Consider the following 12,843-nt stretch of genomic DNA (forward strand, 5'->3'; position numbering starts at 1 on the left):
CCGTGCCGACCACCAGCGAACAACTTCACGCATGGTTGGCCGAACCCGAAGGCGTCCGCCTCGAATTCAAGGAGGCGAAGCAGAACTATCACTTCGACAAGCTGGTGGAGTACTGCGTCGCTCTGGCCAACGAAGGCGGCGGCAAGATCATCTTCGGCGTGACCGACCGGCGCCCGCGCCAAATCGTCGGCACGGCAGCGTTCGCCGAGCCGGGGCGCACCGAGGCCGGTCTGCACGACCGGCTCTCGCATCGCATTCCGGTGGAGGAGGTGCGAACGGCCGACGGTCGGGTTCTGGTCGTCCATGTGCCGCCGCGACTTCCGGGCACGGCCTGGCAGATCGACGGGCGATATCTCAAGCGGGCGGGTGACGAACTGACCGGGCTCAGTGATGCGGAACTGAAGGCCATGTTTGCCGAGACGGGGCCCGATTTCTCGGCGGAGGTCTGCCCCGGCGCGGGCATCGGCGACCTGTCGCCGGAAGCGATCGCGGCGTTTCGGGGCCGGTGGGCCACCAAGACGCGCGACGAGCGCAAGACGCGATGGACCGACGAGCAGACGCTCGCCAACGCCGAACTGCTGCTGGAGGGGCGCATCACCTACGCGGCACTGATCCTGTTCGGCACGCGTGCGGCGCTTGGGCGCCGGCTGGCGCAGGCGGAACTCGTGTTCGAGTACCGGTCCTCCGAAGCGTCGGGCCCTGCGGCAGACCGTGAAGAGTACCGGGAGGGCTTCTTCCTTTGGCATGACGCCATCTGGAACAAGATCAATCTACGCAACGACCGGCAGAGCTATCAGGACGGGTTGTTCCGCGTCGAACTGCCCACCTTCGACGAGGTGTCGGTGCGCGAGGCGCTGCTCAATGCCGTCGCGCACCGGGATTATCGGCTCGGCGGTTCGGTGTTCGTACGGCAGTATCCCCAGCGGCTGGAGGTGGTGAGCCCTGGCGGCCTGCCAACGGGGATCACCCCGGCGAACATCCTCGACCAGCAGAACCCGCGCAATCGGCGGCTGGCCGAGGCGCTGGCGAAGTGCGGGCTGATCGAACGCTCGGGCCAGGGCATGAACCTGATGTTCGAAAGCGCGATCCGGCAGGGCAAGGCGCTCCCCAGCTTCGCAGGCACGTCGGCACACGAGGTGCGGCTGACCCTGTATGGAACGGTCGCCAGCCCGGCATTCGTGCGTTTCATCGAGAGGCTGGGTGAGGAGAAGCTCAAGTCGTTCTCGACGTACGACTTCCTCGCGCTCGACTATCTCCGGCGCGAGCAAGCCGTGCCGGAGCATCTCAAGGCCTCTCTGCCGGGTCTGATCTCCGCCGGCGCGGTGGAGTCGATCGGTCGCGGTCGGGGAACCCGGTACATCCTGGCGCGGGGGCTTTACGCCGCGTTGGGCGGCAAGGGTGTCTACACCCGTAAGAAGGGGCTGGATCGAGGGACGAACAAGGCGCTGCTGCTGAAGCACATCCAGGACAACGCGGCGAGCGGCGCGCAGATGGAAGAGTTCCGGCAAGTGCTGCCGGCGCTGTCGCGAAGCCAGATTCAGGTACTGCTGCGTGAACTGCGCAAGGAGGGGGCGATCCACAGCGTCGGGGTCACGAAGGCCGCGCGCTGGTACCCCGGAGCCGATCGCGAGGAATTGCAACCGTGAATGGCGATCCGCGGCGTCCGACCTGCCAGCGGTCCGCGCCCGCTTGTAAGTGGCTGATCCATAAGGCTGTTGGAGCACGCGATTTGCAATCAACCGGGCGCGGGTTGCAATCCCGGAGCAAAACGTTGCAAACGGCCAGCTGGGGCATCGAGTGATGAGTCAGTTCGCTTTCCTCCAGAGCGAATGGGCCGCGGTCTTCGACTCGGCCGCGAAGGCCGAGGTGGCCGTGCACGCCGACCCCCGTACGGCGTGCTTCTACGCGCGGCGCGCGCTCGAACTGGCGGTGAGCTGGGCCTACAAGCACGATGCGTCGCTGAAGCTGCCATACCAGGACAACCTGTCGGCGCTGATCCACGACCCCAGTTTCAAGGAAGCCGCTGGCGAGGCGGTGTTCAGCAAGGCGCGGGTCATCAACACGCTGGGCAACCGCGCGGTGCACGGCCATCGCGCGATTCCACCCAACGACGCGACGGTCGCGGTGCGCGAGCTGTTCCACGTGACGTACTGGTTCGCCCGCACCTACGGCCGCGCGGCGCGTCCGGCGCCGGGCCTGGCCTTCGATGCAAGCGTGCTGCCCAAATCGACACCGGTGCGCGGCCAGACTGCCGAGCAGTTGCAGCAGCTCGAAGCGGGCCTGCGCGAGCGCGACGAGAAGCTCGCCGCCTTGCTCGCCGACAAGACCACGCTCGACGAGGAGCTCAAGCGCTTGCGCGCCGAGGTGGCGGCGGCGAAGCAGGCGGCAGCGGCGCAGCCGGACACACACGACTACTCCGAGGCCGAGACCCGCGACTACTTCATCGACCTCTTGCTGAAGGAGGCCGGCTGGCCGCTCGATCAACCACGGGACCGCGAGTTCGAGGTCAGCGGGATGCCCAACGAGAAAGGCGTCGGCTTCGTCGACTACGTACTCTGGGGGGACGACGGCAAGCCTCTGGCGCTGGTCGAAGCCAAGCGCACCCGACGTGACGCGCGCGTCGGCCAGCAGCAGGCCAAGCTGTACGCGAATTGCCTCGAGCGCCAGTTCGGCCAGCGACCGCTGATCTTCTATTCGAACGGCTACGAGCACTGGCTCTGGGACGACACCCGCTACCCGCCGCGCGCGGTGCAGGGTTTCTACAAGAAGGCGGAACTGGAGCTTGCGATGCAGCGGCGCAGTACGCGCAAGCCGCTGGCGACGGGCGAGATCAATCCGGCCATCGTCGAGCGCCACTACCAGACGCGCGGCATCCGGCGCATCGCCGAGGCCTTCGAGCGCGACCACGACCGCAAGGCGCTGGTGGTGATGGCCACCGGCGCCGGCAAGACGCGCACGGTCATCGCGCTCGCCGATCTGCTGATGCGCTGCAACTGGGTCAAGCGCGTGCTGTTCCTCGCCGACCGCGTGGCGCTGGTGAATCAGGCGGTCAATGCCTTCAAGCACCACCTGCCCGACGCGTCGCCGGTGAACCTGGTGACCGAAAAGGACGCCGAGGGGCGGGTCTTCGTCTCCACCTATCCGACGATGATGGGGCTGATCGACGAGACGCGAGACGGGCAGCGACGCTTCGGGGTCGGCCACTTCGATCTGCTGATCATCGACGAGGCGCACCGGTCGGTGTTCCAGAGGTACCGCGCGATCTTCGACTACTTCGACTCGCTTCTGGTCGGGCTCACGGCGACGCCCAAGGACGAGGTGGACCGCAACACCTACAGCCTGTTCGATCTGGAGAACGGAGTGCCCACCGACGCCTACGGACTCGACGAGGCGGTGCGCGACGGCTTCCTCGTGCCGCCGAAGGCCGTGTCGGTGCCGCTGAAGTTCCAGCGCGAGGGGATCAAGTACGAGGAGTTGTCCGAAGAGGACAAGGATCAGTGGGACGCGCTGGAGTGGGACGACGACGGCAACGTGCCCAATCGCGTGGAGGCCGAGGCGGTCAACAAGTGGCTGTTCAACAAGGACACGGTGGACAAGGTCCTGGAACATCTCATGACGCGGGGCCTGACGGTGGCCGGTGGCGATCGGCTCGGCAAGACCATCCTGTTCGCCAAGAACCAGCACCACGCCGAGTTCGTCGCCGAGCGCTTCAATGCCAGCTACCCGCACACCAAGGGCGAGTTTGCGCGCGTGATCACCTTCAAGACCGAATACGCGCAGAGCCTGATCGACAACTTCTCGGCCAAGGACAAGGCGCCACACATCGCGATCTCGGTAGACATGCTCGACACCGGGATCGACATTCCCGAGGTCGTGAACCTGGTCTTCTTCAAGCTGGTGCGCTCGAAGACCAAGTTCTGGCAGATGCTCGGCCGCGGCACGCGGCTGTGTCTGGATCTGTTCGGACCAGGCAAGCACAAAGAGTGCTTCTGCGTTTTCGACTACTGCCAGAACCTGGAGTACTTCAGCCAGAACATCCCCGCCACCGAGGGCGCACTCGGTGAGTCGCTGGGCAAGCGCCTGTTCGACGCCCGGCTGGAGCTGATCGGCGAGCTGGACAAGAAGTTGGCCGAAGCCGACCGCCAGACGGCGCGCGAGACACGGGCGCCGCCGCATGGGCACCCTGCATCGGAGGACGAGGTGCGGGCGCAGGTCGCAGCGCTGCTGCAAGGGGAAGTGGCCAGCATGAACCTCGACAACTTCGTCGTGCGGCCGCGGCGGCGCGTCGTCGAGCAGTACGCCAGGCTCGAGGCCTGGACCGTGCTGTCGCCGGAGGCGCTCTCGGATCTGTCGCACCAGATCGCGGGTCTGCCGTCGGAACTCGACCCGGAAAACGAGGAGGCGAAGCGCTTCGACCTGCTGGTGCTGAACCTGCAGCTCGCAATGCTACGGGCGGAGCCGGGCTTCGCTCGCCTGCGCGATCAGGTCAGGGAGCTCGCCGGTCTGCTGGAAGAGAAGTTGGCAATTCCTATGGTACGCGACCAGATGGCGCTGATCCAGGACGTGCAGACCGACGAGTGGTGGCAGGACGTGGCCGTCCCGATGCTCGAGGCGATGCGCCGTCGCCTGCGTGATCTGATCAAGCTCATCGAGAAGCAGAAACGCAAGCCCATCTACACCGACTTCGAGGATGAGATGGGCGGCGAGACGACGGTCGAGCTGCCGGGCTTTGGCCACGGCACCGACTACGCGAAGTTCCGCGCCAAGGCCCAGGCCTTCCTGCGCTCGCATAAGGACCACATTGCAATTCACAAGTTGAGGATGAACAAGGCACTGACCGCTGCTGATCTCGCTGAGCTTCAACGCATACTTGCCGAGAGCGGCGTTGGCGGCGCGGAGGAGATCGAGCGCGCCGCCGAGGAGTCTCAAGGGCTGGGGCTCTTTGTGCGCTCGCTGGTTGGCCTCGACCGCCAAGCGGCAAAGGAGGCCCTGGCTGGGTTTCTCAACGGCAAATCTCTCGGCGCCAACCAGATCGAGTTCGTGAACTTGATCGTGGACCATCTCACCGAACACGGCGTGATGGACGCAGCGATGCTGTACGAATCCCCGTTCACTGACCTGACGCCGCGCGGGCCGGACGGGTTGTTCAGCTCGGCGCAGGTGGATGAGCTGCTGGCGGTGATCGAACGGGTGCGCCAGACCGCCATCGCGGCGTGAGCCTTGGGCGCGCGGCATCGAGCCGATGCTCCGACCGAGTGTTTCATGTACTGAGTCGCTTGCTCGTCGGTCTTCTCCGTTCGGTTGGTCTGCAGGTCGTTGCCGTCGTCGCGCGGTGTCGTTGTTTCAGGTCAGTGTTTCTGTCCGTCCCGATCGCCGAGGCGAGCCGGGAACTGCGAGGGACGCGGGACACCACTCCCGCTTCGTGCCGTTGTTGCATCACTGGCCGCCGCGGCACGCGGCATGGCCGCCGAGATCGCTTCAGGTCGGAAGTCGGTTCCTCGGGTTGAGCCCCTGATGTGATCGCCCGGGGCTCGGGGCAGGCGCCGTGCAGGTCGCCTGCTTCCGCGCGTGGCGGCCGCATCCCGCTTGTCGCTGGGTGGCTCGCACTCGTCGGCCGGTCTTGCCGGCCGGGTCGGCGACCCCGTCACGAGACCACGTTCGTCGGTCCTGCTGTAACGGACGGACTCGGGCTCGAGCGCCCGGATGGCGGCGTCGCCCCACCCAGGAAGAAATGGTTTTTCCCGACAATAAGTTGGAGCCAATCGCCGGACCGTTCCGGACCTCCCCGGAAGCGGACCTACTTGCCAACGCAGAAGCGTCCGAAGATCTCTCCGAGCAGATCATCCGTGCTGAACTCGCCGGTAATCGTGTTCAGCGCGGACTGCGCGAGACGAAGTTCCTCCGCAAAGAGTTCCAGCCGTCCGAGTTGCGTCCGCGCGGCGTCGATATGCTCGCGCGTCTCGGCGAGAGCGCGCAGGTGGCGCTCGCGGGCGATGAACACATCCTCGGCCGGATGCCAGCCGACTGCGGCCAGCAGTTCCTCGCGCAGCAACCCGATTCCTTCGCCGGTCTTCGCCGAGAGCGAAAGCGCCACACCGCGGCCATCGCCGTGCCGCTCGGCGGGGCGCCCGGCCAGGTCGATCTTGTTGTAAACGGTGATCCGCACCAGATCATCGGGGAGCTGCCGGAGGATCGCCTCCTCCGATTCGCCACTGCCCACCCGCGCATCGACGAGCAGGACGACGACGTCCGCGCGTTCGATCTCGCGCCAGCTCCGCTCGATGCCCATCTTCTCGATCAGGTCGTCGGTCTCCCGCAGACCGGCCGTGTCGATGATGTGCAGCGGGATCCCCTCGATCTGCAGCGTCCCGCGGACCACGTCACGAGTCGTTCCCGGAAGCGGGGTGACGATCGCCAGGTCGTCGCCGGCGAGGCGGTTGAGCAGACTCGACTTTCCCACGTTCGGCTGGCCGGCCAGGACCACGTGCAATCCGGTGCGCAGCAGCCGCCCCTGTTCGGCGCGGTCGAAGACCCGTCCAAGCCGATCGGCGAGCCGATCGAGGCGAGCAAACGCATCGGCCGCCTCGAGAAAGTCGATCTCCTCGTCGGGGAAGTCGAGAGTTGCCTCGACCAGCGCCCGCAACTCGACCAACTCCCCGAGCAGCGCCTGGACTTCGCGCGAGAACTCCCCTTGCAAGGAGCGCACTGCGCTGCGCGCCGCCGCGCTCGTTGCCGCCTCGATCAGGTCGATGACCGCCTCGGCCTGGGCCAGGTCGAGCTTGCCGTTGAGAAAGGCGCGGCGCGTGAATTCGCCCGGCTCGGCGAGCCGCGCGCCGAGTTCGAGACAGCGCGCGAGAAGCATCTGCATGACCACCCGGCCGCCGTGGCCGTGGATCTCGAGCACGTCTTCGCCGGTGAAGGAGTGCGGCGCCGGAAAATGGATCAGCAGACCGCAGTCGACAACGCTGCCGTCGGCCGCACGAAAGTCGCTCAGCGTGGCGCGCCGCGGCTCCGGTCGCTTGCCGCCGAGAGCCTCGGCAAAGTCGAGGAGGTTGGCACCCGAGACACGGACGATCCCCACGCCCGCGCTGCCCGTCGCCGTGGCGATCGCCGCGATCGTTTCTGGCTGGGCCTTGCCGGTCGCACTGCTCATCAGCTCTCGAACACCCGCCCTATCAGCGGGGAGCCTGCCAGCTGCACGCTCCCCGGTGCCTGTGTCAGGACTTGGTCTCCTTGGCGACCTTCGTACCGCCTTCGATCATCCGCGTGATCTGCCACTGCTGGGCGATCGACAGGATGTTGTTCACCACCCAGTAGAGCACCAGCCCGGCCGGGAAGAAAAAGAACATGACCCCGAAGATGAACGGCATCATCATCATCACCTTGGCCTGGATCGGGTCGGGTGGTGTCGGATTGAGCTTGGTCTGGATGAGCATCGTGCCCATCATGATCAGCGGCAGGATGTAATAGGGATCCTGCGCCGAGAGATCGGTGATCCAGAGGATCCACGGGGCATCGCGGATTTCCACGGCACCGAGCAGGGCCCAGTAGAGCGCGATGAACACCGGGATCTGTACGGCGATCGGCAGGCAGCCGCCGAGCGGATTGATCTTCTCCCGCTTGTAGAGAGCCATCATCTCCTGATTGAGCTTCTGCCGGTCGTCGGCATAGCGCTCCTTGATCGCCATGAGCCGCGGAGTCACCGTGCGCATCTTGGCCATCGACTTGTAGCTCGCCGCCGAAAGCGGGAAGAAGAGCAGCTTGATGGCCACGGTCAGCAGCACGATCGCCCATCCCCAGTTGCCGACCAGCCCGTACAGCGCTTCGAGACACCAGAAGATCGGCGCAGCGATGATCGTCAGCCAGCCATAGTCGACGACCAGCGGCAGACCCTGAGCGCCGATCCCGCCTTCGGCCTTCGGCTTGGCCAACTGGTCGAGGACCGCCTGGACCTGTGGTCCGGCGTACAGCGGGATCGCTGTCCTGACCGTCGACCCGGGACCGGCAGCAGGAACCGCCTGGATCACCCCGGCCGCCACCGCCGGGTTGGCCCCACCTTCGACTTTGCGCATGTAGAACTCACGCGGCGCCCCGGGCTCCGGGAGCCACGCGGAAACGAAATAGTGCTGGACCATCGCCAGCCACCCATCGTCGGCCCGCGTCGCGAACTTCGCGTTGCCCTTCTCGATGTCCGCGAAAGTGACCTTCTGGTACTTGTCTCGATCCGTATACACCGCCGGACCGGTGAAGGTCGAAACCATCGAGCTTTCGCCCTCCGGAGCCTTGGTATCGCGCTGGAACTGGTAGTAGGCGTGAGCAGCGACTTCCTTGTCGCTCTCGTTGGTGATCTCGTGCGCGAGTTCGATGAGGTGACTGCCGCGCTTGAACGTATAGATCTTGGCCACCCGGACGCCATTGACCGGTGGCGCTTCGAGTCTGAGCTCGAGCGTCTTCGCGTCGCCGCTCAACTCCCGTGGTCCATCGACGACCGAGAAAACCGTCTTGTGATTGGCCAGGCCGTCGCCGATCAGCCCGCTCTGGGCAAGGTACTGATGCTTGGCCTCGAACAGCGCGAAGGGCTTGTCCTTGTCGTGACTGTCCTTGTAATCCTTGAACTGCAGACGGATCAGGTCACCGCCCTGCCGCGAAATCTCGGCGATCAACACATCGGTGGTGATGGTCACCGTCCCCGCCTTGTCCGGCGTCGCCAGTGCCGCCGCGGTCGCCGGCGGTGCGGTCTGGAGACTCACCGAAGGCTTCGCTGCTGGCGCTGCGGTCTGGAGATCCACCGACGGCTTCGGTGCTGGCGCCTCGGTCGCAGCGCTCGCGGCCGGCGCGGCGACCTTCGGCTGACTGTACTTCAGCCAGGCGTCCCAGAGCATGACCAGCGAGAAAGAGAAGATGAGCAGAAGGAGGAGTCGGCGGTTATCCATGCAGGGCGTTTCGTTCGGGTGAGGTGTTCAGGGTACGGGATCGAACCCGCCAGGATTCCATGGATGACAGCGACAGAGCCGGCGAACGGCAAGCGCCACCCCTCTGAGCGCCCCGTGCTTGCGGATCGCTTCATCCGCGTACTCCGAGCAGCTCGGGAAGAAGCGGCAGTGCCGACCGAGCAGCGGGCTGATCGCGTAGCGGTAGGCCTGGATCAGCACGAGCAGCAAGCTTTTCATCGGCCTACCCCTGCCTCGCGGCAAACTTCCCGAAGACCGCGCGCAGTTCGCTGGCCAGCATCCGCCGGTCGAGGGGCTCCGGTCTGGCGGCAAGTCGCACAACCAGGTCGGCAGAGCGAAACTGCGAGCGCATCAGACGAAACTGCTCCCTGGCCAGTCTTCGGACAAGGTTGCGATCCACCGCGCGGCGGAGGTAGCGTTTGGCGACGACCAGGCCCAGGCGTGCCCCCTGCGCCTCTTCCGCCGCCCGCGGGCGGTAATGTAGCAGGAAATGCCCGCTTCTCAGCGTTCTCCGGAAAGCAAAAACGGATGAATATTCATCCGTTCTGAGCAGGCGGTAGTACTTCGGAAACGGGGCCCGTGCCCGCGCACGGGCGTCCACCGGGACGTCAGTCAAACAGCGAGACGGCGGCGCCCTTTGGCCCGGCGCGCGCGGATCACCGCACGGCCACCCCGCGTCGACATCCGGACGAGAAAGCCGTGCGTGCGTTTGCGCCGGACGACCGATGGCTGGTAGGTGCGTTTCATGGTCAAGCCCTTGAAGTCAAAGCAAGAAAAAGCCCCGAATTAGACGTCCTCCGAGGGCTTCTTGTCAAGCCCAGAATTTTGCCGGCGCTGTGGATAAGCGCAGCGCCTCGCGCTAGAATGGCTCCCTTCGGGGAGATACGGGAGCGATGGAGTGATCCTGGCACGCGCCGGGCTCTCCGCCGGGAAGTCTCCAGTAAGACCTTCCCGGGCGCGGGGAAATGATTCCATCACTCTGATTGCAGATCAAAAATGCCTTTCTTCGCGGGTCGCTTGGCATGCCATATGAGTTCCCGACGCCGCCCGGTGCCGGCCGATGACTAGCGACTTCTGGTCATCCTGCCTGAGCCAGTTCGAAGAGGAACTTCCGCAGCAACAGTTCAACACCTGGATTCGGCCGCTGCGCCTCGAAGGCGAAGACGACCCGTCATCCGGACTGCGCCTGCTCGCACCCAACGGATTCATCCTCAAGTGGGTCAAGGAGCGCTACCTCGCGCGAATCGAGGCGCTTGGCGAGCAGTTCTTCGCCCGCCCGGTGAGCATCACGCTGGCGCTCGCCGAGCGCCCCGGGACGCTGCACGGGACGCCGACCCGGGCGGCAGATAGCAGCGCGGCCAAGTTCCCCGCGGCTGACGTCGAAGCGGCTCGGCCGACGACTCGCGATCGTGCGGCCTACGAAAAGACGCGTCTGCTGCCGTCGTTCACCTTCGAAAATCTCGTCGTCGGCAAGGCCAACGATCTGGCCAGGGCTGCGGCCCGGCGGGTGGCGATGAGCCCCGGCGACGCGACCTACAATCCCTTGTTCATCTACGGCGGCGCGGGGCTCGGAAAGACGCACCTGATCCACGCGATCGGCAACGACATTATCGAGAATTTTCCCGACAAGGTCGTCCGCTACGTCCATGCCGAGGATTACTACTCGGACGTCGTCCGGGCGTACCAGCAGAAGTCGTTCGACGTCTTCAAGCGCTACTACCGTTCGCTCGACGTCCTCCTGGTCGACGACGTCCAGTTCTTCCACGGCAAGAACCGCACCCAGGAGGAGTTCTTCTACGCCTTCAATGCCCTGAGCGAGGCCCGAAAGCAGATCGTGATCAGCTGCGACACCTATCCGAAGAACATCAACGGGCTCGAAGACCGCCTGATCACCCGCTTCGACTGGGGTCTGACGGTACAGATCGAACCGCCCGAGCCGGAAATGAGGGTGGCCATCCTGAAGAAGAAGGCGGAGGCCGAACGCGTCGTCCTCGACGATGAAGTCGCCTTCTACATCGCCAAGCACCTGCGCTCGAATGTCCGCGAACTCGAAGGAGCCCTCAAGAAGGTGATCGCCTACGCGGCGTTCCATGGCCAGCGTATCGCCATCGAGCTCGCCAAGGAAGCGCTCAGGGACCTCATCGGGTCGCTCAATCGGCAGATCACCGTCGACGTGATCCAGAAGACGGTGGCCGAGTACTACAAGATCAAGGTCGGCGACCTGTTCTCGAAGAAGAGGACCCGGGTCATCGTACGCCCGCGGCAGATCGCCATGTGGCTGGCCAAGAACCTGACCACGCAGAGCTACCCGGCGATCGGTGACGCCTTCGGCGGGCGTGATCACACGACCGTCCTGCATGCCGTGCGGACCATCGACGACCTGCGCGGCAAAGACAACGAACTGAACCACGACGTCCATGTTCTGCTCCAGGTGCTCAAGGCCTGACGGGCTGTGGAAAATCTCATGCTCTGGCTGCGCACTGGCGGTGAATAACGGCTCGCGTCAGGTGCCTGTGGGCAACTCATCCACCCTCGTCCACAGCTTTCCGGGGTCCTTGTCCAGCCGCTTGCGGGATGCACAAGGCTCTGATTGCTCTCGGGAAAATTGAGTGGTTCACAGACTTGTGCGAAACTTAGTGTTTATAGGAAGGTAAGTTATGCTGCTCAGTAAGACACGGCGTGACGTCCTGCTGGCGCCTCTGCAGGCTGTTTCGGGCATCGTCGAGAGGCGTCACACGCTGGCCATCCTGTCGAACGTGCTGCTCGAGAAGCGGCAGGAGGTGCTCACCTTTCTGGGCACCGACATCGAGATGCAGATCACGACCTCGACCGACGATCCGACCGGGGATGGCGAAGGTGCAGTCACCGTCGCTGCACGAAAGCTGCTCGACATCCTTCGTTCGCTGCCGGAAGGCGCGGAGGTCAGCCTGATCCTCGACGACAGGCGTCTCCACATTCGCGCCGGGCGGAGCCGCTTCAGTCTGCAGACTCTTCCCGCCGAAGGCTTCCCGAGTATGGCGCTTTCCGAAGGACAGGCGACGCATCTCACCGTGAGCCAGAAGCAGTTTCGTCAGTTGCTCGCCCAGACACAGTATGCGATGGCGCTCCAGGACGTCCGCTACTATCTCAACGGGCTGCTGTTGATTCTCGACGGTGAAGGACTGCGCGCCGTGGCGACCGACGGGCATCGCCTGGCGTACGCGAGCATGAGCCGTGAAGGTTCGGCGGGCGGCGAAGCGCCGAGTCGCCAGGAGCTGATCCTGCCGCGCAAGACCGTCCTCGAACTGGGTCGCCTGCTTGCCGACTCGGACGAGCCACTGCAACTCGACCTGCTGTCGACTCAAGTCCGCTTCCAGTTCGGGCACACGACGCTGATCTCCAAGCTGATCGATGGTCGTTTCCCCGACTACCAGCGGGTCATTCCGGGTGACCTGCGCAACGTCGTCACGGTCAACCGGACGACGCTGCTCCAGTCGATGAGCCGGGCATCGATTCTGACCACCGAGAAGTTCCGCGGTGTGCGCCTGGTGCTCGGCGACGGGGCGCTGCGGATCACCGCGGCCAACGCCGAGCAGGAAGAGGCCGAAGAAGAGATCGAAGCGGACTATCATGGCGAGCCGCTCGATGTCGGCTTCAACGTTTCGTACCTGCTCGACGTGCTGAACAACACGTCCGGCGAGACGATCCAGTGGGCTTTCAACGACGCCACTTCGAGCGCTCTGGTCACCGTTCCGGGGAACGAGCATTTCCGCTACGTCGTGATGCCGATGCGCATCTGATGGCGATCTCGCGGCGAAGACTTCCGGCGAGGCGAATGGTCAGCAGCATCTGATGGACTTTCTTGATTAGCCACAATGTTCAGCAAGCTCACGTGGCGAGCCTGCCGGGGTGA

9 protein-coding genes are annotated in these 12,843 nt (G+C 64.9%); 4 read left to right on the plus strand and 5 right to left on the minus strand.

Annotation, left to right across the window (positions count from 1 at the left end; translation table 11 throughout):
• Positions 1 to 2: 2 nt before the first annotated feature.
• On the plus strand, positions 3 to 1,646 hold the full coding sequence (locus NFW05_RS08165; RefSeq protein WP_295304799.1) for an ATP-binding protein: 1,644 nt from the start codon (positions 3 to 5) through the stop codon (positions 1,644 to 1,646).
• A gap of 154 nt (positions 1,647 to 1,800) precedes the next feature.
• Complete coding sequence (locus NFW05_RS08170; protein ID WP_295304802.1) at positions 1,801 to 5,217, plus strand: DEAD/DEAH box helicase family protein; 3,417 nt, start codon at positions 1,801 to 1,803, stop codon at positions 5,215 to 5,217.
• A 580-nt stretch (positions 5,218 to 5,797) separates the two neighbouring features.
• Here the strand turns inward: NFW05_RS08170 and mnmE are convergent.
• The 5 genes from mnmE to rpmH form a co-directional block, all read right to left on the minus strand.
• Positions 5,798 to 7,153 carry a tRNA uridine-5-carboxymethylaminomethyl(34) synthesis GTPase MnmE gene (gene mnmE, locus NFW05_RS08175; RefSeq protein WP_295304805.1) on the minus strand — a complete coding sequence of 452 codons (1,356 nt, stop codon included), beginning with the start codon at positions 7,151 to 7,153 and terminating at the stop codon, positions 5,798 to 5,800.
• Positions 7,154 to 7,217: 64 nt separating this feature from the next.
• Positions 7,218 to 8,933, minus strand: coding sequence for a membrane protein insertase YidC (gene yidC / locus NFW05_RS08180; protein ID WP_295304808.1), 1,716 nt, complete (start codon positions 8,931 to 8,933; stop codon positions 7,218 to 7,220).
• A gap of 27 nt (positions 8,934 to 8,960) precedes the next feature.
• Positions 8,961 to 9,170, minus strand: coding sequence for a membrane protein insertion efficiency factor YidD (gene yidD, locus NFW05_RS08185; protein WP_295304811.1), 210 nt, complete (start codon positions 9,168 to 9,170; stop codon positions 8,961 to 8,963).
• 4 nt (positions 9,171 to 9,174) lie between these two features.
• On the minus strand, positions 9,175 to 9,552 hold the full coding sequence (gene rnpA / locus NFW05_RS08190) for a ribonuclease P protein component (RefSeq protein ID WP_295304814.1): 378 nt from the start codon (positions 9,550 to 9,552) through the stop codon (positions 9,175 to 9,177).
• Between the two features lie 11 nt (positions 9,553 to 9,563).
• Complete coding sequence (gene rpmH / locus NFW05_RS08195; protein ID WP_295304817.1) at positions 9,564 to 9,698, minus strand: 50S ribosomal protein L34; 135 nt, start codon at positions 9,696 to 9,698, stop codon at positions 9,564 to 9,566.
• Positions 9,699 to 10,011: 313 nt separating this feature from the next.
• On the opposite strand from rpmH, the gene dnaA reads away from it, so the two are divergent.
• Both dnaA and dnaN read left to right on the plus strand, forming a co-directional pair.
• Positions 10,012 to 11,397: a chromosomal replication initiator protein DnaA gene (gene dnaA, locus NFW05_RS08200; RefSeq protein WP_295304821.1), complete on the plus strand. Its 1,386-nt coding sequence runs from the start codon at positions 10,012 to 10,014 to the stop codon at positions 11,395 to 11,397.
• Positions 11,398 to 11,608: 211 nt separating this feature from the next.
• Entirely contained in the window at positions 11,609 to 12,730 is a 1,122-nt protein-coding gene (gene dnaN / locus NFW05_RS08205) for a DNA polymerase III subunit beta (protein ID WP_295304824.1), read from the plus strand.
• The last annotated feature ends 113 nt before the right edge of the window (positions 12,731 to 12,843 follow it).

Origin of the sequence: Accumulibacter sp. (assembly GCF_023806625.1) — a bacterium.
GTDB lineage: Bacteria > Pseudomonadota > Gammaproteobacteria > Burkholderiales > Rhodocyclaceae > Accumulibacter.